The 19,230-nt window shown below is 69.5% G+C and carries 16 protein-coding genes and 2 pseudogenes; 12 read left to right on the top strand and 6 right to left on the bottom strand.

Going from position 1 to position 19,230, the window contains the following annotated elements; all coding sequences use genetic code 11:
- Window positions 1-212: 212 nt before the first annotated feature.
- Window positions 213-1,359, bottom strand: a pseudogene (locus ACZ3H8_RS03565) (transcriptional regulator).
- On the opposite strand from ACZ3H8_RS03565, the gene ACZ3H8_RS03560 reads away from it, so the two are divergent.
- The 6 genes from ACZ3H8_RS03560 (at window position 1,285) to ACZ3H8_RS03535 (ending at window position 4,982) form a co-directional block, all read left to right on the top strand.
- On the top strand, window positions 1,285-1,461 hold the full coding sequence (locus ACZ3H8_RS03560; protein WP_467397983.1) for a hypothetical protein: 177 nt from the start codon (window positions 1,285-1,287) through the stop codon (window positions 1,459-1,461). The pseudogene ACZ3H8_RS03565 and the gene ACZ3H8_RS03560 overlap by 75 nt on opposite strands.
- 223 nt (window positions 1,462-1,684) lie before the next feature.
- Window positions 1,685-2,125, top strand: coding sequence for a glycine-rich domain-containing protein (locus tag ACZ3H8_RS03555; RefSeq protein ID WP_467396840.1), 441 nt, complete (start codon window positions 1,685-1,687; stop codon window positions 2,123-2,125).
- Window positions 2,126-2,278: 153 nt separating this feature from the next.
- On the top strand, window positions 2,279-2,953 hold the full coding sequence (locus tag ACZ3H8_RS03550) for a class I SAM-dependent methyltransferase (protein WP_467396838.1): 675 nt from the start codon (window positions 2,279-2,281) through the stop codon (window positions 2,951-2,953).
- A 143-nt stretch (window positions 2,954-3,096) separates the two neighbouring features.
- Window positions 3,097-3,954: a helix-turn-helix domain-containing protein gene (locus tag ACZ3H8_RS03545; RefSeq protein WP_467396836.1), complete on the top strand. Its 858-nt coding sequence runs from the start codon at window positions 3,097-3,099 to the stop codon at window positions 3,952-3,954.
- Window positions 3,951-4,157, top strand: a complete 207-nt coding sequence (locus ACZ3H8_RS03540; RefSeq protein ID WP_467396834.1) for a DUF397 domain-containing protein — start codon at window positions 3,951-3,953, stop codon at window positions 4,155-4,157. Before ACZ3H8_RS03545 ends, ACZ3H8_RS03540 begins: the two co-directional genes overlap by 4 nt.
- A gap of 9 nt (window positions 4,158-4,166) precedes the next feature.
- A complete protein-coding gene (locus tag ACZ3H8_RS03535) occupies window positions 4,167-4,982 on the top strand; it encodes an N-formylglutamate amidohydrolase (protein ID WP_467396832.1) in 816 nt (271 codons plus the stop codon).
- 1 nt (window position 4,983) lies between these two features.
- On the opposite strand, the gene ACZ3H8_RS03530 is transcribed toward ACZ3H8_RS03535, so the two are convergent.
- On the bottom strand, window positions 4,984-6,852 hold the full coding sequence (locus ACZ3H8_RS03530) for a cellulase family glycosylhydrolase (protein ID WP_467397937.1): 1,869 nt from the start codon (window positions 6,850-6,852) through the stop codon (window positions 4,984-4,986).
- Between the two features lie 644 nt (window positions 6,853-7,496).
- Between ACZ3H8_RS03530 and ACZ3H8_RS03525 the strand changes: the two genes are divergently transcribed.
- The 4 genes from ACZ3H8_RS03525 (at window position 7,497) to ACZ3H8_RS03510 (ending at window position 13,989) form a co-directional block, all read left to right on the top strand.
- Window positions 7,497-7,733 carry a type A2 lantipeptide gene (locus ACZ3H8_RS03525; RefSeq protein ID WP_398982165.1) on the top strand — a complete coding sequence of 79 codons (237 nt, stop codon included), beginning with the start codon at window positions 7,497-7,499 and terminating at the stop codon, window positions 7,731-7,733.
- 196 nt (window positions 7,734-7,929) lie between these two features.
- A complete protein-coding gene (locus tag ACZ3H8_RS03520; RefSeq protein ID WP_467396830.1) occupies window positions 7,930-8,736 on the top strand; it encodes a hypothetical protein in 807 nt (268 codons plus the stop codon).
- Window positions 8,733-11,027 carry an NHLP family bacteriocin export ABC transporter peptidase/permease/ATPase subunit gene (locus ACZ3H8_RS03515; RefSeq protein WP_467396828.1) on the top strand — a complete coding sequence of 765 codons (2,295 nt, stop codon included), beginning with the start codon at window positions 8,733-8,735 and terminating at the stop codon, window positions 11,025-11,027. Before ACZ3H8_RS03520 ends, ACZ3H8_RS03515 begins: the two co-directional genes overlap by 4 nt.
- Before the next feature lies 1 nt (window position 11,028).
- Entirely contained in the window at window positions 11,029-13,989 is a 2,961-nt protein-coding gene (locus tag ACZ3H8_RS03510) for an NHLP bacteriocin export ABC transporter permease/ATPase subunit (RefSeq protein WP_467396826.1), read from the top strand.
- Window positions 13,990-14,014: 25 nt separating this feature from the next.
- Here ACZ3H8_RS03510 and ribA read toward each other — a convergent pair whose 3' ends face one another.
- On the bottom strand, window positions 14,015-14,668 hold the full coding sequence (gene ribA / locus ACZ3H8_RS03505) for a GTP cyclohydrolase II (RefSeq protein ID WP_467396824.1): 654 nt from the start codon (window positions 14,666-14,668) through the stop codon (window positions 14,015-14,017).
- A 127-nt stretch (window positions 14,669-14,795) separates the two neighbouring features.
- Here ribA and ACZ3H8_RS03500 point away from each other — a divergent pair, with 127 nt between their 5' ends.
- Together ACZ3H8_RS03500 and ACZ3H8_RS03495 are read left to right on the top strand one after the other, a co-directional pair.
- Complete coding sequence (locus ACZ3H8_RS03500; RefSeq protein ID WP_467397934.1) at window positions 14,796-15,542, top strand: creatininase family protein; 747 nt, start codon at window positions 14,796-14,798, stop codon at window positions 15,540-15,542.
- Window positions 15,539-16,186 (top strand): annotated as a pseudogene (locus tag ACZ3H8_RS03495) (RibD family protein); the annotation flags it as partial. The gene ACZ3H8_RS03500 and the pseudogene ACZ3H8_RS03495, both read left to right, overlap by 4 nt.
- On the opposite strand, the gene ACZ3H8_RS03490 reads toward ACZ3H8_RS03495, so the two are convergent.
- The 3 genes from ACZ3H8_RS03490 to ACZ3H8_RS03480 are packed head-to-tail and all read right to left on the bottom strand — an operon-like array spanning window position 16,175 to window position 19,190.
- The gene (locus ACZ3H8_RS03490) at window positions 16,175-17,290 is read right to left on the bottom strand and encodes a lysylphosphatidylglycerol synthase transmembrane domain-containing protein (RefSeq protein WP_467396822.1); all 1,116 of its coding nucleotides are present in this window, start codon (window positions 17,288-17,290) and stop codon (window positions 16,175-16,177) included. The pseudogene ACZ3H8_RS03495 and the gene ACZ3H8_RS03490 overlap by 12 nt on opposite strands.
- Entirely contained in the window at window positions 17,287-18,123 is an 837-nt protein-coding gene (locus ACZ3H8_RS03485) for a class I SAM-dependent methyltransferase (RefSeq protein WP_467396820.1), read from the bottom strand. Before ACZ3H8_RS03485 ends, ACZ3H8_RS03490 begins: the two co-directional genes overlap by 4 nt.
- Window positions 18,120-19,190, bottom strand: a complete 1,071-nt coding sequence (locus tag ACZ3H8_RS03480) for a glycosyltransferase family 4 protein (protein ID WP_467397932.1) — start codon at window positions 19,188-19,190, stop codon at window positions 18,120-18,122. Before ACZ3H8_RS03480 ends, ACZ3H8_RS03485 begins: the two co-directional genes overlap by 4 nt.
- Window positions 19,191-19,230 lie beyond the last annotated feature (40 nt).

Below are 19,230 nucleotides of genomic sequence, written 5' to 3'. Positions count from 1 at the left end.
AGTGGGCGCGTACCGGTACGCACGGCACCGGGTACCGGTACTGCCCCGTAACGAGCGCGGACGGACACTGCACGATTACGGAAGCGCGCTACGCGGTTGGGACCCGCGCCTACCCGGAGCGTGCGCCGGTCGGTCACGCGCAGGGCGTCCGGCCACTTGGCATGGTCGGACTGTGCTCAGTGCCCGGTGGGGTGCCGGGACGTCGAGCCGGATCAGGTGGTCATACCGGCCGCCGTCACCAGTTCCCTTACGCCCACGGCGTGGGGATGCTTCGACCGCAGCTCAGTGACGATCTTCCGGATAGCCGGGCGGTCACGGACCTCACTCTGGGATACCCGCGCGGCAGACAGCAGTTCTGCGGCTGTCTGCTCAGCTTTGCCCCACTGCCACCACGCCCGGCCGAGGTCGGTGTGCATCCGGCCCTTGCGCTCGGCCGTCTTGAACTGGCCAGCCTGCAGTCGACGGCCGGCTTCCAGCGCCGCGCCCGCGTCGCCCAGTGCCCAATGCACACTGACGGCATACAGGTCGACGGCGGCCGGAGTCACAGGGAAGAGGCGGCCGTTGGGCGCTTCCTGCGGCAGGTCGCGAGCGGCCCGGGCTGCTTCGCGGATCATGGCGAGTGCCTGGTCGCGATCACCAGCGCGCGCTTCGGTGTAGGCGGTCGTACAGAGCATCTGCGCATATGCGGAAGCCTGCGCTTCGTTGTTCAAGCCGGTGGCCTCGACCCGTGCAACAGCGAGGAGGATGTTGCGCTGGGCTGCGACGGGCTGGTCCTGGTGGCGAAGCACGATGCTGAGTTCGCGGGCGGCTGCGGCTGACACGAGCGGGGAGCCGGAGAGTTGCGCGTATACCGTTGCCCGGTCCGCGGTCAGTCTGGCCTGGCCGTAGCGTCCGATCTTGATCAGCCCCTGGGCAGCGAGGCTGTAGGTGGCCGACAGGCGGGCGAACGCGATCTCCTGCCGCCCGTCGGCGGCGGCGTGCGCGTCGGCGAGCAGGCAGCGTGGCGTTCTGGCCGGCGTCGAAGTAGCTGCGGGCGGCAGCGAGACGGGAGTCGAACGGGACCGGGGAACCGGTGGGGTCGGGCATGATCGCGAGCGCGTCGTCCAGGCTCGTAAGCAGAGAGACCGGGGCCGCGAGACCGGCGGCGGCAAGCAGCGTGCGGCGGCGCATCGGGTCCTCCTGGGCACAGCGTGGCCGTTCTGGCGCAACTCTAGTGGCTTGGGCACCGGTTAACCCGAGCGACGCAGCGAGGACATTGGTCGGTACGCCCACCTCTTTGGCAGCGTGCCGGACCAGGTCCAGGTCGGCTCGTCGCCCGCGCTGCTCCAGGCGACAGACGGTGGAGGCGGAGCAGCCGATCCGCGCGCCGAGGTCGGCCTGCCGCCAGCCACGGCTCCGGCGCCCAACCCGGATCAAGCCGCCAGGGTCGAGGTTCGCGACGAGGGCACGGACCGCGTCTGATTTCCAGAGCTGATCGGCGCTCATCTGGCCTCCCACGCGCCAGCACCCGACAGGGGCCGACTACCCACAGTATGCGGCGATCAGTGCTGCGTATACGGCGTGTGCGGGATGTGCAAACGGCTTGCACAGCGTGGCAGTCAATCACCAGGAGGCGTTGCGGAGCGGTTGCCTGGGAGTGCGCCCCGCTGCGAGTGGCGAGGGCAGAGAGAACGGGGAGGACAGCATGTCAACAGCAGTCGAGACCAAGCTGCGTGACCCGCGGGACTTCGTGGCGCCCGAGGTGTGGGACCGCGAGATCCAGCTCCTCATGCGCGACTATCCGTTCGACGAAGTGATGGCGACCCGGCTGTTCGGCGCGGCCGTCTCCTACCTGATCACGGCCATCGAGAAGTGGGGCCAGGGTCTGGAAATGTGCTGTGGCCGGACCGTTGACATCGCGGTCCACGTCTTCATCCTGGACACCAGGAACTACCGGGAATTCTGCCACCAGCACTTCGACGGCAGGTTCCTGGAGCACATCCCGGAGGTCGAGTTCAAGTACGACGGCTCCGTGGAGCGCACCGCGCAGATCATCGCCGCCAACGGCTTTGAGGTGGACTGGAAGCTGTGGGAGGCCGACTACGCCAAGTGCGGCCCGTGCCGACCGGGCGAGAATTGCCACTGACACTCAGGAACGGTCGGGCTCGGGGACGCTGTGAGCGTCCCCGAGCCCTCGTTCGTGCAGGGCGCGGAACCGTTGTGTCATTCCCCCGCGGGCACCCGTCGGCACCGGTACGGTGATCAGCTTCACCAGTGACCGCCGCCCCTTAGGAGCTTCATGCCCCGTGCGCCCCACACGCCGGCCGAATACTGGGACACCTACATGCCTCACCGTGGCGAAGGCGACCAGCCTGCCCCCGTAGTGGATCGCTTCGAGTGGACCCAGTACTCCGGCCACGGACCCGGCGTCGAAGTGCTCGGCCGTCCGCGCCGAGCCCTGGACCTCGGGCCTGCGGAGGGCAAAGAAGCCGTGTTCCTGGCCCGCCAGGGCGTCGTGGTGACCGGGGTCGACCTCTCCCCGGTGCAGGTGGAACGGGCCCGCCGGTGGTGGCGGGACGAGCCGAAGCTGTCCTTCGTCCAAGCGGACGCCTGCGACTACCTCGCCTCGGACGCCGAGCCGTTCGACGCCGTCTACTCGGTATGGGGCGCCGTGTGGTTCACCGACCCCGAGCAACTGTTGCCGCTGGTGGCCAAGCGCCTGGCGGCGGGTGGCGTCTTCGCCTTCAGCCAGGCCGAGGCGGCCCCCGGTTCGTACGGCCCCCAGCCAATGAGCGGGAAGTGGCTCGAAGGCCGTGAGCGCGAACTGACCGTGCTCCGCTGGCAGTACAAGCCTGGCGCTTGGGCGGATCTCCTCAAGCGTCACGGGTTCACGGACATTGACGCCTGCGTCCTCGAAGCGCCCGATGTCGGCAAGCTGGGCACGCTTATGGTGCGCGCCCGTAGCGCCGCGTAGAGGTTCTGACTGCCACACGAAGGGGTGTGGCTTCGCTCGTACACCGTGCGGCCTTGCCGCCGAGCCGTAGCCTGCCGGAAGGGACCGGTACACAGCGTATAGGTACCGGTACGGGCAGGCAGCGCGCAGAACGGGGGCGGGCGATGGAGCTCACGGGTCCGGTGGACGACAACGACGACGTGGAAAACGCTGCGGACCTCTTCCGTGTGATCGGCCGCCAGGTGAGGTTGCTGCGGGAGCGGGCTGGTCTCACGCAGCGGGAGCTGGGTGAGCAAGTCGGGTACAGCGAGGAGCTGATCCGGTCGCTGGAGCGGGGGCGCAGGACGCCTCAGCCGGAGTTCCTGGACGCGGCGGACGAGAGGCTGGGCGCGGGCGGGCTGCTGCGGGCGGCGAAGGAGGACGTGGCGAGGGCGAAGACCCGGGCGCGGGTGAAGCATCCGACGTGGTTCAGGAACTACGCCAAGTTGGAAGCCGACGCCGTCGAGCTCAGCTTCTTCAGCTCGCTGACCGTACCGGGCCTTCTCCAGACCGAGGAATACGCAAGGACAACCTTCATGGCACGGCAGCCCCTGCTGGACGAAGCCACGATCGAACAGCGCGTAACTGCCCGACTTGCACGTCAGGAGATCCTCACAAGGTGGCCATCCCCCATGGTCAGTGCGGTGATTGACGAGTCGGTGCTCCGCAGGGCCGTTGGCGGCTACCAAGTACGGCAAGGACAGCTGAAGCACCTCAAACATCTCAGCCATCTGCGCAGCACCACGATTCAGGTACTCCCTATGGCCTGCGAAGACCATGCAGCGCTGGAAGGTCCGTTCATCCTTCTCGCGCCCCGAGGTCGACCGCAACTCGCATACGTCGAGGTTCAAAGCGTGAACCGGCTGATCACCGACACCGAAGAGGTACGTATCCTGGCCGCACGGTACGGAAGCATCCGCGGCCAGGCGCTCAGCCCTCATGAGTCCCTGGCACTGATCGAGCAGTTGCTGGGAGAAGCATGAACATCGAGCTCAGCTCGGCCGCCAACTCCGGCCTCAACTGGTTCAAGAGCACTTACAGCGCGGGCGATGGTGGCGAGTGCGTAGAAGTCGCCACCACTGAGCAGGCCGTGAGTGTCCGCGACTCCAAGGACGTCACCCAGCCCCACCTGTCCGTCAGCCACCCCGGCTGGGCGCGGTTCGTTCGGTACGTGGCAGGAGCCTGACTCCGCTCCATGGCTAGCCGCACGTGGCCGCACGACACCCCGGCTTCCTTCCAGCTCCTTCCCGGCGCCGCCGACTCTCCGGTAATCCTTCACGTCCCGCACTCCTCGCGGGTCATTCCCGAGTCGGTGCGTGACGGCATCGTGCTGGACGACCGTGCGCTCGAGCTGGAGCTGGATCACATCACCGACTCCCACACGGCCGAGATCGCCGCCGCCGCAGTGGGAGCCGCGACCGTCACCCCCTGGCGTTTCGTCAACCAGCTCTCCCGTCTGGTCATCGATCCCGAGCGCTTCCCCGACGAGCGCGAGGAGATGCTGGCCGTCGGCATGGGCGCGGTCTATACCCACACCACGCACCGCGAGCGGATCCGCCCGCCGGGTGCGGATCCCCGGCCGCTGATCGAGCGCTACTTCCATCCCTATGCTGTGGCGATGACCGCGGCGGTCGGCGAGCGGCTGGCGGCGACGGGGCGTGCCGTCGTCATCGACGTCCACTCGTATCCGACCGAGCCGCTGCCCTACGAGCTGCACGGCGACGGGCGGCGGCCGCCGGTCTGCCTGGGTACGGACGACTTCCACACTCCGCCCGAGCTGATCGCCCTGGCCCAGACGGCGTTCGCCGGGTTCGGCGGCACGGGGATCAACAGCCCATTCGCAGGCACCTACGTACCGCTGGAGTACTACGGCAAGGACCCGCGCGTCAGCGCGCTGATGATCGAGATCCGCCGGGACACGTACATGCCGGAACCGGGCGGGACGGCGGGCCCCGGCCTCATCGCCCTCGCCGCCGCGCTGGCGGGTCTGGTCGACGCGCTGTCGGTCTGAGTCAGGACCACGCCCGCCCCACCGCCCACGCGGCGAGTTCGTCCTGGGCGCCCTTCAACATGGCGGCCGAGGGCGCCGTCGCTCCGTTCGTCACCAGGGCATAGTGGACGCCGCCCGCGTTCTGCGCGGTGAGCAGGAGGCGGCGGCTGCCTGTCCCGCCCGGCTCCGGGGCGGCAGCAATCGGTGTGCCTCCCGTGTACGCGGGAGGTCCGGCGAACGCGCCGAGGTCGGAGACCACCGTCGTGCGGGGGGTGTCGAAGGACGCAGGCAGGTGCAGTTCGGTCGGGGCAGCGGTGCCGTCCGAGCGCCACAGGAGGAGGCCGTACTGGCCCGAGCCGACGAGCTCGGCGACCCGCGGCAGCGACTTCGGTACGGGATTCCACGTCAGGGTCGTCGAGCCGTCGCGTGAGCGGTCCTCGTAGGTGAAGGCGAGGGCGTGGCCCGCGGTGGCGCTGGGGTACAGGCGGTCCAGCAGTCGGGCGTCCTGGCGCAGGACCGCCGTGCCCGAGTCGTCGAGGCGGACGGCTGACAGGTCCTCGTCGTTCCAGGCGTCGGCAGCGGTCAGGACCTTGTCGGGGTTGCCGTTCATCAGCTCGTGGTGGCGGCCGCTGTAGATGTCCCACTGCCATTGTGTGCCGGACAGTACCGGTCCCGAGTCCTGAGGGCGGGACCACCAAGCGGCACCTGGCAGGCGGGAGTCCAGGGCCTGGTACATCGCCTTGCCGACCGTCGGGGCCTTGTCGGAGACGCTCCCGGTCAGCGGATGGCCGAACTCGCTGACGACCGCCGCCGTGCCCGCGGCGGCCGCGCGGTCGCGGACGGCGCCGAAGTCTCCGGCGTACTGGCCGTCGGCGGCCTTGCCCCACATGAAGATGCCGGAGATGGCCTTGTGGTCGTAGAAGTGGGTGTTGAAGACATACCGCGGGCCGATGGTGCCGGCGTCGAGCAGCCCGCCCTCCTGCTTCTGGAAGGCGAGGTTGGAGTTCCAGAAGAGGTTCGGTTCGACGAAGGCGGGCTTGTTCTGCCAGCCGGCCGCGTCCATGCGGGCGCGGAACTTCTCGTAGAAGGGCCAGAGCAGCTCGCGCTCCCAGGCCCGGCTGGACTGGCCGGAGTCGTACGAGCCCGCGTGCGGTTCGTTGTACGGGTCGAAGCCCGCGACCGCCGCGAACTCCGCGGCGCTGAGGTGCTCTGCGAAGTACGCCATGGTGGTCTGGGCGGTCGCGAGGAAGGCGTCCTGGACGCCGCCCTTGTTGTGCCAGAAGTCGTACGTCGCCCGCTTCACGGCTTCGTTCTGCGTGATGTTCTGTCCCCAGAACAGGCAGATCCCGCACGACTCCCGCGGGTAGCCGCCGGCCTCGACCGCCCACTTGGGGGCACCGTCGCCGGTGTACCAGCTGCCTTGGTTGAACAGGTGCCGGGAGTAGAGGTCCTGGTGGAAGTCGGGATAGACGCGGATGCCCGCCTTGAGGAAGGCCCGCAGCTGTGCGGTGGCGGCGGCGAGATAAGCCCGGTCCACCTGCCCCCGCACGGGTTCGGCGCGAGCCCATGACAGCAGGAAACGGACGGCGTTGCCGCCGCCGAGCGCACGCAGCGCTGTCGCGGACTTCTCGGCGTCGGCGACGGATGCGAAGGGCAGTCCGCCGTTCTCCTCCAGCTTGGTCTCGCCGGAGACGTTGTACCCGCGCAGGACCACCTCACGGCCGAGTCCGTCCTTGAAGCGACCGCTCTGGACCGTGAAGGCGGACGCGGCCTGCTCGTCGAACCAGAGGGAGTCCGGGGCGGGCGCCGCGGCGGACTGCGCGCCCCCTGTGGTCAGGGACGCGGTCGTGAGGATGAGGAGACCGATCAGACGCGCGCGCATCTTCGCCATGCCCATCACAGTTCCTGACACACCGTCAGACTGCCAACGGTTGCATCGCGGGCGACGCAGGACGTGACAAGGGGAGCACCGACCCCGAGTGGCGCCAAAGACCGAGGTATCCGCAGGTAATCGACCATTCCCCTCGCATCCGGCGCATCTCCGTTATGCGGTTATCTTCGCTTCTCCGAGTCGCCGAGCCATTTCCCCCGCAATGCCACGCCCTTAGCGCCACCTAACACCTTCTGCACACGCCCCGGAAACACTCCCCACACATAGACGCGTGCGGTGCGTGCGACACCTGACACGAGGTTGCTTTCTTCGGTGAATCTGCACACCGAATGCGCACCCGTCACATCGCCTCCCGCGGACCTCTCCCGCCCTGACCAGCCCATCCTCCCTTTGATGCGGTAATGTCCAGTTCCTGGCCAAGTGGGTGCCAGCTCAAGGGAATTGCGATGGCTCACGGTGTGAAGAAGATGCCACCAAGCCATGGACACACCTGCACGTCAGGTAATTCAACGGCCGCCTTTCGACCGCATCAGCGGTTGGCCGATTGGCTGCGCAACACACCTGCGTGCTTTGATCCTTCGCACTGCGGGAGCCGAAAGACTCAGTCGCAGCATTCGAGATATCCATGCGAAGGGAACCCCCTCATGAACTCCACCCCCCAGGTTCAGACCCAGGAAATCTCCGACAGCGACCTGGACAACGTGTCCGGCGGCCTGGTGGGCCAGGCTGCCGGCGCCGCGCTCGGCACCGTCGACTCCGTCGTCCCGGTCTCCGGCGTCGTCGGCGCCGCGTCCGGCACCGTCGGCTCCGTGGTCGGTACCGCCGAGGGCCTCACCGGCCTGGACACCTCCGGCGTCACGGGCCTGGTCGCCGGTCTCTGAGCCGGTCGTGTGCCGCTCAGCGGCGCATCCCCAAGCGGTGACTACGGCTCGTCGGCTTCCCCTCCTTGCCGACCGGCCGGACCGTATGCCCCGGATCCACCCCAGGGTCCGGGGCATACGGCCGCCGCCCGGTGGGCCCGCCAAGCGAGCCGCGCCGAATACCCGTCAGCACCATCGCAGTTGAGGGAAGAGTGTCGTGCAGTTCCGCCAACAGGCCCTTTCCAAGCTGCAGTCGCCGGAAGAAATCGATCTGCCGGTGCGTTTTGCCCGCCCGCAGGGGTGGCTCGTCCTTGCCGTCACGGTCGTCGTCATGATTGCCGCATCCGCCTGGGCGGTCACCGGAACCCTGACCTCCACCATCGGCGCGCCCGGAATCCTCACCCACGCCCAGGGCAGCTACGTCCTGCAGAGCCCCGTCGCGGGCCAGGTCACGGAAGTGCTCGCCGAAGAGGGCGCGAGGGTTTCCGCCAACGCTCCCCTGGTGAAGCTCCGTACCGCCGAGGGCAGCACTGTCGTCCGTACGATCGCCGCAGGCCGGCTGACCGCACTCGTCGCCACGATCGGATCCGTGGTCACGACCGGAGCGGATGTGGCAGCCGTGGAGAGGATCGACAAGCCGGACGACCCCCTGATGGCCGTCCTGTATGTGCCCGCCGACAGCGGATCGACGGTGCCCGTGGGCGCTTCGGTCGATCTCACCGTCCAGTCGGTGCCCACCCAGCAGTACGGAGTACTGCGCGGCCGGGTGAAGGCCGTCGGCCGGACCGCCCAGACCCGCCAGCGGATCACCGGCTTCCTCGGCAGCAGTCAGCTGGGCGAGCAGTTCTCGCAGAAGGGGCAGCCCGTGGCGGTCCTGGTGCGTCTCGACCCGTCCTCGCGCACCGAGTCCGGCTATACCTGGTCGTCCGCGGACGGTCCGCCGTACGCCGTCGACTCCATGACCCTGACCACCGGCGCCATCCGGCTGTCCGAGCAGCACCCGATCGATTGGCTGCTGCCGTGACCGCGCAGAAGCAGCAGAAGCAGCTGCCGGCGGCGGGCGGCCGTGGACGCCATCGCCCGGAGGGGGCGCCGGCCCCCCGGCGCGGCTCGCGCCGCGCCGGACCGCCGCCCAAAGCCAGGAAGCTGAAAGCTGAGAAGCAGAAGGCCGTTCGCACCCCCACCATCCTCCAGATGGAGGCGCTGGAGTGCGGCGCCGCCTCGCTGGCCATGGTGCTCGCGCACTACGGGCGGCACGTGCCGCTCGAGGAGCTGCGTATCGCGTGCGGTGTCTCCCGCGACGGCTCGCGCGCCAGCAACCTGCTCAAAGCAGCCCGCAGTTACGGTCTGCAGGCCAAGGGCATGCAGATGGAGCCGGTGGCGCTGGCCGAGATGCGGGCACCGGCGATCCTGTTCTGGGAGTTCAACCACTATGTCGTCTACGACGGCATGGGACGCCGGTTCGGCCGCCGGGGCGTGCACATCAACGACCCCGACAAGGGCCGCCGCTTTGTGGCGATGGAAGACTTCGACACCAGCTTCACCGGCGTCGCGCTGATCTTCGAACCCTCCGACAGCTTCCGCCGGGGCGGCCGTAAGCCGGGGATCATGGGCGCCGTGCCCGCGCGGCTGCGCGGTACGACGGGCACTCTGCTGGCGGCTCTGCTCGCCAGCCTGCTGCTCGTCGCGGTCGGCGCCGCGGGGCCGGCGCTGAGCCGTACGTACATCGACATGTTCCTGATCGGCAATCAGACCTCGCTGCTGGGACCCCTGTTCGCGTCGATGGCCGTGATGGTGGCGCTCACCGCCGTGCTCACCGGCCTGCAACAGGCGAACCTGCTGCGCGGCCGCATCATCTCGTCCACGCTCAGCAGCGCCCGTTTCCTGCGGCATCTGCTGAGACTGCCCGTCACGTTCTTCGCCCAGCGCAGTCCGGCCGATCTGGTGCAGCGGCTGCAGTCAAACGACGCGGTCGCGGAGACTCTGGCGCGGGACCTCGCCGCCGCTGGCGTGGACGGCGTCGTCGTCATCCTCTACGCCGTTCTGCTGTGGACGTACGATCCGCAACTGACCGTCATCGGGGTGCTGATCGCGCTGCTCAATGTGGTCGCGATGCGCATCGTGATCAGGCTGCGGGCCACCAACACCCAGAAGCTGCGCGCGGACAGCGCCCGGCTCACCAACACCTCGTACACCGGTCTTCAGCTGATCGAGACCATGAAGGCCACCGGCGGTGAGAACGGGTACTTCCGCCGCTGGGCGGGGCAGCACGCGACCACGCTGGAGGTACAGCAGCGGCTCGGTGTGCCGAGCGCCGTCCTCGCCGTCGTCGCGCCCACCCTCGCGATGCTCAACAGCGCGCTGATCCTCTGGATCGGTGGACTGCGGGCGGTGGAGGGCCATATCTCGATCGGTCTGCTCGTCGCCTTCCAGGCGCTGGTGACGCGCTTCACCGCGCCGATCACCCGGCTGAACGGAGTGGCGGGCAGGATTCAGGACTTCGCCGCCGATGTGGCCCGGCTCAAGGATGTCGAGAATTTTCCCGTCGACGCGCTGTACTCACGCCGGGAGCAGGACGCGAGCACCCGCAGGCTCAAGGGCCATGTGACACTGGAGAACATCACCTTCGGCTACAGCCCGCTGGACAAGCCGCTGCTCAGTGGGTTCTCGCTGACGGTGGGACCTGGGCAGCAGGTGGCGCTCGTCGGCGGGTCGGGCAGCGGCAAGTCCACCGTCTCCCGGCTGATCTCCGGCCTCTACAGCCCGTGGGAGGGGACGATCCGTATCGACGGGCAGCGCCTGGAGGACATTCCGCGCAGCGCGCTGGCCGCCTCGGTCTCCTTCGTCGACCAGGACGTGTTCCTCTTCGAAGGCACCGTCCGGGACAACGTGGCGCTGTGGGACCCGTCGATACCGGACGAGGCCGTCGTCACCGCGCTGAAGGACGCAGCGCTCTACGACGACGTGATCGCCCGGCGGCCGGACGGCATCCACAGCCGGGTCGAGCAGGACGGCCGCAACTTCTCCGGCGGTCAGCGCCAGCGGCTGGAGATCGCCCGGGCCCTGGTCCGGCGGCCGAGCATCCTCGTTCTCGACGAGGTCACCAGCGCTCTGGACGCGCAGACCGAGCAGGTCATCATCGACAATCTGCGGCGGCGCGGCTGCGCGTGCGTCGTGATCGCCCACCGGCTGAGCACGGTGCGCGACAGCGACGAGATCGTGGTGCTCGACCATGGTTCGGTCGTCGAACGGGGCAGGCACGAGCAGCTGGTCGCCGCCGGGGGTCCGTACGCCGAGCTGGTCAAGGAGCACTGACGTGGCCTCCGTTCACCCGTCCGCGGTCGCGGGACCGGGGGAGATCGACGCGGTGACCCACGCGCTGGGCGGCCTCGGCGCGCCCGTCGACTGCACCGGCCTGCGCAGCCTGGCGCTGGAGGGGCCGCAGGTGCTGTGGCTCGTCGTCGGCGGGGCGCTGGATCTCTTCGCGGTCGACGCCGCCCAGCAGGGGCACTGGCACTTCCTCGGCCGTCTCGAAGCGGGCACGCTGCTGCTCGGCCCGGTGGACGGCCCGCGGCACACACTGCTCGGCAGGCCTTCGCAGGACTGTCAGCTGCGCCGGATCCCGCTGCGGGAGCTGTACCGGCCGGAGTACGAGACGTACGAGACCGAGTACGGGACGTACGACACCGCCTCCGGCACGTACAACACCGCCTCCGGCACGTACAACACCCTGTCCGGGACGTATGACACCGGGTCCGGCACGTACAACGCCGGCTACGCAACATCCAACACCGGCTACGAGGCTCCCAGTCCCCTGGAGTACGCCTTCGCTCTCGGCACCGGGCGGGGGCTCGGCGTCCTGTTCCAGGCTCCGCTCGACGGCCGGCCCGCGACCGACGGGGCCGTGGCCGACGACGACATCCTGTGGATGCCGGTCTCCCCCGGCAGCGTCCAGTACGGCGCCGCGTACAGCGCCGAGGCGGCCGGGGACCTGCTGGTCGACGCTGCGTTGTGGCAGCAGATGGTCAACCAGCAGTACCGGCTGCTGTCCGCGGTGGACCGCTGGATCGAAGAGCTGGAGCGCGCGCACGAGGACCGGACGGCCGCCGGTATCAAGGCGGGCGAGGCCGTCCGCGCCCGTGCCGACCAGGCGCTGCTGGCCTCCATCGGCAGGCCGGAACGGGCCGGCCGGGCATCCACCGGCGCTGACGTGGCGACCGACGACGCCACGTTCGCCGTCTGCCGACGGGTCGCGGAGGCCGCAGGGATCACGCTCTCCGAGCCGTCGAAGAGCGGTGCGGTGGGCGACCGCGTCAGTCCCGTCGAGCGGATAGCGGTCGGCTCGCGGATCCGTACCCGCGCGGTCAGACTCGACGGTCGCTGGTGGCGTACGAACACCGGCCCCCTGGTGGGCCATTGGGCCAAGTCGGGAGCCCCGGTCGCGCTGCTGTGGCGTCGCGGCCGGTACGAAGCGGTGAACCCGGCATCCGGACTGCGGATACGCATCGGCCGGAACAGCGCGGAGGAACTCGAACCGCGCGCCGTGATGTTCTACCGCCCGCTGCCGGAACGGCCCATGACTGCCTGGCAGCTGATGCGCTTCAGTCTGCGCGACACCCGCATGGATCTGCGCAATCTGGCGCTCGCCGGGCTGGTGGCGGTGGGGCTCGGCGCGCTGGTGCCGATCGCGACCGGACAGGTGCTCGGCGTGTACGTGCCGACGGCCGAGAAGAACCTCATCGTCCAGGTCTCACTCGCGGTCATGATCGCCGGCGTCGTCTCCGCCGCGTTCATGCTGCTGCAGAACCTCACCATTCTGCGGATGGAGGGACGTATCGAGAGCGCGCTGCAACCGGCCGTGTGGGACCGGCTGCTGCGGCTGCCGACCAGGTTCTTCACCGAGCGCTCGACCGGAGAGCTGGCCAGTGCGGCGATGGGCATCAGCGCCATTCGCCGGGTGCTGTCCGGCATCGGCCCGGTCGCCGTGCAGGCGAGCACGGTCGGCGCGATGAACCTCGTACTGCTGCTCTTCTACAGCGTTCCGCTGGCACTCGCCGCGATCGCCATGCTGATCCTCATCGGAGCCGTGTTTCTCGGGATGGGTCTGTGGCAGCTGCGGTGGCAGAGGCAGCTCGTCGAGCTCGGAAACAAGCTCAACAACCAGGCGTTCCAGACCCTGCGCGGGCTGCCCAAGCTGCGCGTCGCCGCGGCGGAGAGTTTCGCGTACGGCGCCTGGGCGCGGGAGTTCGCCCGCTCCCGTGAACTGCAGCAGCGCGCCGGCCGGATCAGGAACATCACCACGGTCCTCGACGCGGTCTATCTGCCGCTCTGTTCGCTCACCATGTTCATGCTGCTGGCCGGCCCTGCCCGTGGCAGCATGTCGGCCGGTGAGTTCCTGACCTTCAACACCTCCGTGACGATGCTGCTGACCTCCGTCACGCAGGTCTCCGGGGCGCTGGTCTCGGCCGCTGCCGTCCTGCCCATGTTCGAACAGATCAAGCCGGTCCTCGACGAGGCCCCTGAGGTCCGCGGCGCCAGTGCCCAGCCCGGCACCCTGACCGGCGCGATGGAGGCCAGGAAGCTCTCCTTCCGCTACTCCGACGACGGCCCCCTGGTCCTCGACGACGTGTCTCTCCAGGTGCTGCCGGGCGAGTTCGTGGCGATCGTCGGCCCCAGCGGATGCGGCAAGTCGACGCTTCTCCGCCTCCTCATCGGCTTCGACAAACCTGCCTCGGGCAGCGTGCTGTACGACGGCCAGGACCTGGCGGCCCTGGACCAGGCTGCCGTCCGCCGCCAGTGCGGTGTCGTCCTGCAGAACGCACAGCCGCTGACCGGCTCGATCCTGGACTGCATCTGCGGCGCCGAGTCCTTCTCCCAGGAAGAGGCGCGGGAGGCCGCCGAGATGGCGGGCCTGGCCGAGGACATCAAGCGCATGCCGATGGGCCTGCACACCATGATCTCGTCCGGCGGCGCGATCTCGGGCGGCCAGCGCCAGCGCCTGATGATCGCCCAGGCCCTGATCCGCCGCCCGCGCATCCTGTTCTTCGACGAGGCGACCAGCGCGCTGGACAACGAGACCCAGCGCATCGTGATCGAGTCCACCCGCCAACTGAGCGCCAGCCGTGTGGTGATCGCCCACCGGCTGTCGACGGTGATGGACGCCGATCGCGTGATCGTGATGTCGGACGGCCGGGTCGTCGAGCAGGGCCGCCCGGCTGACCTGCTGGCCAACGCGGGCGGCGCGCTTCACGAACTGGTGCGGCGGCAGATGACCTGAGCCGGCGGACCTGTGGAGGCGGTCGTCACTGGCCGGTCACGCCGTCCAGGTGCGGCAGGTAATGATCAAGGCGTTCCCGCTTGGTCAACAGATACGACATGTTCTCCTCGCGCGGCGGTATCAGCAGGGGAACCTGCTCGGTGATTTTGATGCCGTGCCGCAGCAGTGCTTCGCGCTTGAGCGGGTTGTTCGACAACAGTCGCACTGATTGCACACCGAGGTCGTGCAGCATCTCCGCCGCCACCCGGTAGTCGCGGGCGTCGGCCGGGAACCCGAGGGCGAGATTCGCCTCGACCGTGTCCAGCCCCTCCGCCTGGAGCTTCATGGCCCGCAGCTTGGCCAACAGGCCTATCCCTCGCCCCTCGTGACCCCGGAGGTAGACGAGAATGCCGCGCCCTTCCGTCACAATGGCGTGCAGTGCGGCGGACAGCTGATCGCCGCATTCACAGTGCTTGGACCCGAAGACATCTCCGGTCAGACACTCCGAATGCACACGGGTAAGTGCTCCCTCTTTCTCGGCATCGCCGTATACCAGCACCATTTGTTCGTCCCCGCTTTCGCGGTCCAGGTAGCCGATGGCGAGAAAATCGCCGTGCGTGGTGGACAGCCCGACATCCACCACTCGTTCGACACCTGAAGGACGAACACTGTCGCCGAACACGCCATCACTTTCTGTCATGACCCCGATCCTATCTGGCAATCTCTGGGCGGCGTAGGCCAAAATGACGAAGAAGCATCAACTGACTGCCCGTTTCATCACGTTCGACCATGGACGCGCGGAGCGAACAACGAAAGGCCCTAAAACAATGAGTGGTTCACAAACGCCACAGGCATCGGGCCTGTTGCCGTGGGACTCCACGGAGGACGTGCGGACCCGGCAGGCCGATGTCGCCGTCCTTCCCATAGGCAGTTTCGAGCAGCACGGCGCGTTCCTTCCCCTGGTGACCGACACGGTCGTCGCCTGCACCATCGCCCGGGAGATCGCCGCAGTCCATCCGGTTCACCACCTTCCTCCTCTCACGATCTCCTGCTCGCACGAGCATGCGGCCTGGCCGGGAACCGTCAGCATTTCCGCCGCGACCCTCCACGCCGTCGTACGGGACATCGCCGACTCGCTCCGCCGGTCCGGTGTCGGTTCCCTGATTCTGGTCAACGGACACGGCGGAAATTACGTACTGCGCAACGTAGTTCAGGAATCCGTCGGCAGCGGGATGCGTATGGCGCTATTCCCCGGCTCGGCAGACTGGGATGCGGCACGGTCCAGGGCCGGTGTACAGACCCCGTCACACAGCGATATGCACGCGGGTGAAGTGGAGACGTCCATCCTGCTGCACGCCCATCCCGAACTGGTCCGTCCCGGTTATGAAACCTCCGATTTCCTGGTCGACGACCGTAAGCATCTGCTCACTCTGGGTATGACGGCATACACCGAGTCCGGTGTCATCGGCCGTCCGTCAATGGCGTCCGCCGATAAGGGAAAAGAACTTCTGGCGGCACTGGTCGAATCCTTCGGTGAGTACGTCTCACTGCTCACCCGGCAGGCGACGCGATGACCGGCCGCAGCGACGTACTCGACGCGGCGGAAGCCTGGGAGCGGCTGCGCGGCATCAGGTCGGAGGCGGACGCCGAGACCGCCGGCCTTGTCCCGGGCGCGGACGGCGGCCGGCGCTGGAAGCGGGACGCCTCGCCCGGGGCGCAGATGCTCGCCGACCGCTATCTGCCGCTGTGCCTGGCCGGTCCGCACGTTACGTTCGCACAGCTCGGACAGAGCCTGGACGGTTTCATAGCGACGCGTACCGGCGACGCCGACTACGTCACGGGCGAGGAGGACCGCCTTCATCTGCACCGCCTGCGTGCGCTCGCCGACGCGGTGGTCGTCGGGGCGGGCACAGCGGTCGCGGACGATCCGCAACTCACGGTGCGTGCCTGCCCCGGGGCCAACCCGGTGCGCGTCGTGCTGGATCCGCACAGCCGCGTACCGCTGGGGCACCGGGTGTTCACCGACGGATCAGCGCCGACGCTGTGGGTGGTGGGCGAGGGCAGTGACCGCAGCAAGTCCGCCCCGGACGGCGTCGATGTACTGACGCTGCCGGACAGCGATGCGTTCGCCCCGGGCCGCCTGGTGCAGGCGCTCGCGCGGCGCGGTCTGGGCCGGGTACTGATCGAGGGCGGCGGCGTCACCGTGTCACGCTTCCTGCACGAGCAGGCGCTGCACCGGCTCTACGTCACGGTGGCGCCGGTCCTGCTCGGCGACGGTGTCCCAGGGCTCCGCTTCGCCGGTACGCCGGTGATGCGGGACGCGCTCCGCCCGCCGGTGCGACGCGCCACTCTTGGCGAGGACACGCTCTTCGAGCTGGAGTTGGGGACGCCGAATACGGGCGAGCCACTGGCCGGCGAGCACCCCGACGCCGGGCAGGCTCGCGGCGAAGGTGAGCACTCCGTAGATGACGGCGACGGTCAGCCCCTGGGCCGCACCCAGGCCGGCGGCGCCGAAGGCCCACGCGGTGACGCCTTCCCTGGGCCCCCAGCCACCGACGTTCAGCGGCAGCGCCATGGCGAGCAGCGCCAGCACCATCAGGGGCGCGAGTTCGGCGAACGGCGCCGTTGACCCGGCGGCCCGGGCGGCGAGAAGGAACGTGCCGAGGTGCCCAGCCAGCACCACGACGGACGAGATGACCACTCCCGGCCAGCTTCTGCGGGCGAGCAGTCCGAGCCGCGCTTCGGCCAGCGCGGCGCGGACCGCGCGGTGCCATCGCGATGCGCCTGGCTTCCCGCGGAGGCGGACGGCGGCCGCGATCGTCAGGGCGACCACCACGGCGAGAGCCAGAGCGGTCCCCGGCGACGTGGCCAGGTCGCGGGGCCCGGCCAGGGCCGGGGACGGCTGGGCGAGCAGGACCGTCACACCGACCGCGATCAGGACCACCTGGCCCGCGGTCCGTTCGAGGACGACCGCACGCACACCACGGCCGACGTCATGCGTGTCCTGCCCGTGCCGCACCGCGCGGTGTACATCGCCGAGTACGCCGCCGGGCAGCGCCGCGTTCAGGAACAGCGCGCGGTAGTAGTCGGCGACGGCACGGCCCAGCGGCAGCCGGATGTTCAGGCCGCGGGCCACCACGCACCAACGCCAGGCGCTGAACACAGTGGTGAGCAGGCCGAGGCCGAGAGCGGCCAGCAGGGTGGGGCCGTCAATCCTGCGCAGCCCGTCCAGGAAGGCACCGGTGCCCAGCCGCCACACCAGCACCACGAGGATGCCCGCTCCGGCGAGCGTGCCGAGACGGGCCCGTACTGTCTGGCTCATGAGGTCCCGCCCGCCGGCCGGGGCAGTGCCAGCAGATCGCTGTGGTGCACCACCACCTGCAACTGGCCCGCCTCACACGCGGCCAGGCGGCGCCGCAGATACGCTTCGGCGCGCGAGGCGAGGCCGGGGCGCTGCTCGCAGGCCGCGCCGACCCAGCCTCGTAGCCACTCCGCCGTCAGTGCCGACTCATCGGCGCCGAGCCGCCATGGGCTGGGGTGCGCCCGTACCGTCGCCCCCTGCCGTGCAAAGGCCTCGGAGGCCGCGGTGACGGCGTCGGGCCCGAGCAGGCCGTTACGGCGCTGGTGGGCGTTGAAAGCGGCGGCGAGCTCGGCATCCAGCGGTTCGGCCGGTGTCAGCTTGACCCGCCCGACCACGGAGAGCGCCAGCAGTGCCGGGCATCCGGCCGTCGCGCAGGCTTTGGCGAGCCCGTCCATCTCGTCGCGGGTGAGCACGTCCAGCAGAGCAGAGGCCGTCAACAGCGAGGTGTCGGCCAGGTCTTCAGCGGTCAGGCGGCCGATTTCACCGCGTTCGGCGGCGACCGTCACGCGGCTGCCGTCAGCTGTCGTACGGGGCATCCGTGCGGCGGCCAGTTCGAGCAGAGCGGGGTCACGATCGTGCAGGATCCAGTGCTGGGGGCCGTTCAGCCGGGGTGCCAGCCAGCGTCCCATGGAGCCGGTGCCGCAGCCGAGATCGCGGATCACCAGCCCCGCATCTCGTCGCTGCAGGTGCCTGAGCAGCGGTTCGAGGAGTCCGGATGCGCGGGCGGCGGCGTCGGCGCCTTCCCGCAGCTCCAGCCATTCGGGGGCATAACGAGGTACGTCGGTGGTACTCACGCGGCCCTCCGGGGTTCGAGTATGAGCTGTTCCAGCGCACCGGCCAGCTTCCGCGATGTCGTCTCCCACCCGTCCAGTGCGGTGCGCCGGTCGCCTGCGCCCGCCTTCAACCGACGGCGCAGGCCGGAGTCGCCGAACCAGCGGCGCAGCGCCGCGGGGAGTGCCGCCGGGTCTTCCGACGGTACGAGGATGCCCGGCACGCTGCCGTCGGGCGCGCGCCCGACGGCCTCAGGGAGACCGCCGACGGCCGTCGCCAGCACCGGAATGCCGCGCGCGAGCGCCTCGGTCGCGGCCATGCCGTACGTCTCGGCGTACGAGGTGAGCACCATGAGGTCGGCGGCGGCGTAGCTCGCGTCGAGCTCCGCACCGGCCTGGGGTCCCACGAGGCTCACTCGGTCGCCGAGGCCGTACTCCTCGATCAGCTCCCTCAGCCCGGCGACATAGCCGGGGTCCTGATCGAGGCCGCCGGCGCATACGCAGTCCCAGGGCAGGTCCGCGACGGCCGCGAGTGCCTTCACCAGCCGGTACTGTCCCTTGCGCGGGGTCACCGACGCGACGCACAGCAGCCGCGAGACACCGTCGGTGCCGGGCGCCGGGGGCTCGATGTCGACGCCGGGGGCGGCGACATGGACCCGGCCTGAGGCGAGGCCGTGGTGGGCCATGAGCCTGCGGGCCGCCCACTCGCTGGTCGCCACGACCGCCGGAACGGCGCGCAGAGTGTCGCGCTCCAAGGCGTCCAGGGCCGCCGCCCGGGCGGGGGCGAGTCCTGTCTCGTCGCCCAGCGGCAGGTGCACCAGCACTGCCAGGCGCAGCCGTTCGGCCTCGGGGACGACGATGTCGGGAACGGCGCAGGCGACGAGTCCGTCGAGGAGGACGACGGTGCCGTCCGCCGCCTCCGCCAGGACTCGGGCCAGTTCGGCGCGGGCGGCCGCTTCGGGCTCGGGCCAGCTGCCCGGGACTGCGTGCTCGTGGACCTGCCAGCCGATTCCGCGCAGTTCCTGGCAGACCCGGCGGTCGTAGACATTGCCGCCACTCGGCGCGGCCGGATCGTCGACGCCCCCGGGCATGACGATGTGCACCGAGCGCGAGTGCGGTGCGGCCGCATGA

Source organism: Streptomyces sp. NPDC002868, assembly GCF_055563295.1.
This window is presented reverse-complemented; position numbering and strand designations above follow the sequence as displayed.

Excerpts from the sequence above, each read along its gene's own strand:
- ACZ3H8_RS03555 (WP_467396840.1), top strand. The coding sequence starts at position 1,685 with ATGTCAACAGCAGTCGAGACCAAGCTGCGTGACCCGCGGGACTTCGTG.
- ACZ3H8_RS03550 (WP_467396838.1), top strand. The coding sequence starts at position 2,279 with ATGCCCCGTGCGCCCCACACGCCGGCCGAATACTGGGACACCTACATG.
- ACZ3H8_RS03545 (WP_467396836.1), top strand. The coding sequence starts at position 3,097 with ATGGAGCTCACGGGTCCGGTGGACGACAACGACGACGTGGAAAACGCT.
- ACZ3H8_RS03540 (WP_467396834.1), top strand. The coding sequence starts at position 3,951 with ATGAACATCGAGCTCAGCTCGGCCGCCAACTCCGGCCTCAACTGGTTC.
- ACZ3H8_RS03535 (WP_467396832.1), top strand. The coding sequence starts at position 4,167 with ATGGCTAGCCGCACGTGGCCGCACGACACCCCGGCTTCCTTCCAGCTC.
- ACZ3H8_RS03530 (WP_467397937.1), bottom strand. The coding sequence starts at position 6,852 with ATGGCGAAGATGCGCGCGCGTCTGATCGGTCTCCTCATCCTCACGACC.
- ACZ3H8_RS03525 (WP_398982165.1), top strand. The coding sequence starts at position 7,497 with ATGAACTCCACCCCCCAGGTTCAGACCCAGGAAATCTCCGACAGCGAC.
- ribA (WP_467396824.1), bottom strand. The coding sequence starts at position 14,668 with ATGACAGAAAGTGATGGCGTGTTCGGCGACAGTGTTCGTCCTTCAGGT.
- ACZ3H8_RS03500 (WP_467397934.1), top strand. The coding sequence starts at position 14,796 with ATGAGTGGTTCACAAACGCCACAGGCATCGGGCCTGTTGCCGTGGGAC.
- ACZ3H8_RS03490 (WP_467396822.1), bottom strand. The coding sequence starts at position 17,290 with ATGAGCCAGACAGTACGGGCCCGTCTCGGCACGCTCGCCGGAGCGGGC.
- ACZ3H8_RS03480 (WP_467397932.1), bottom strand. The coding sequence starts at position 19,190 with ATGCCCGGGGGCGTCGACGATCCGGCCGCGCCGAGTGGCGGCAATGTC.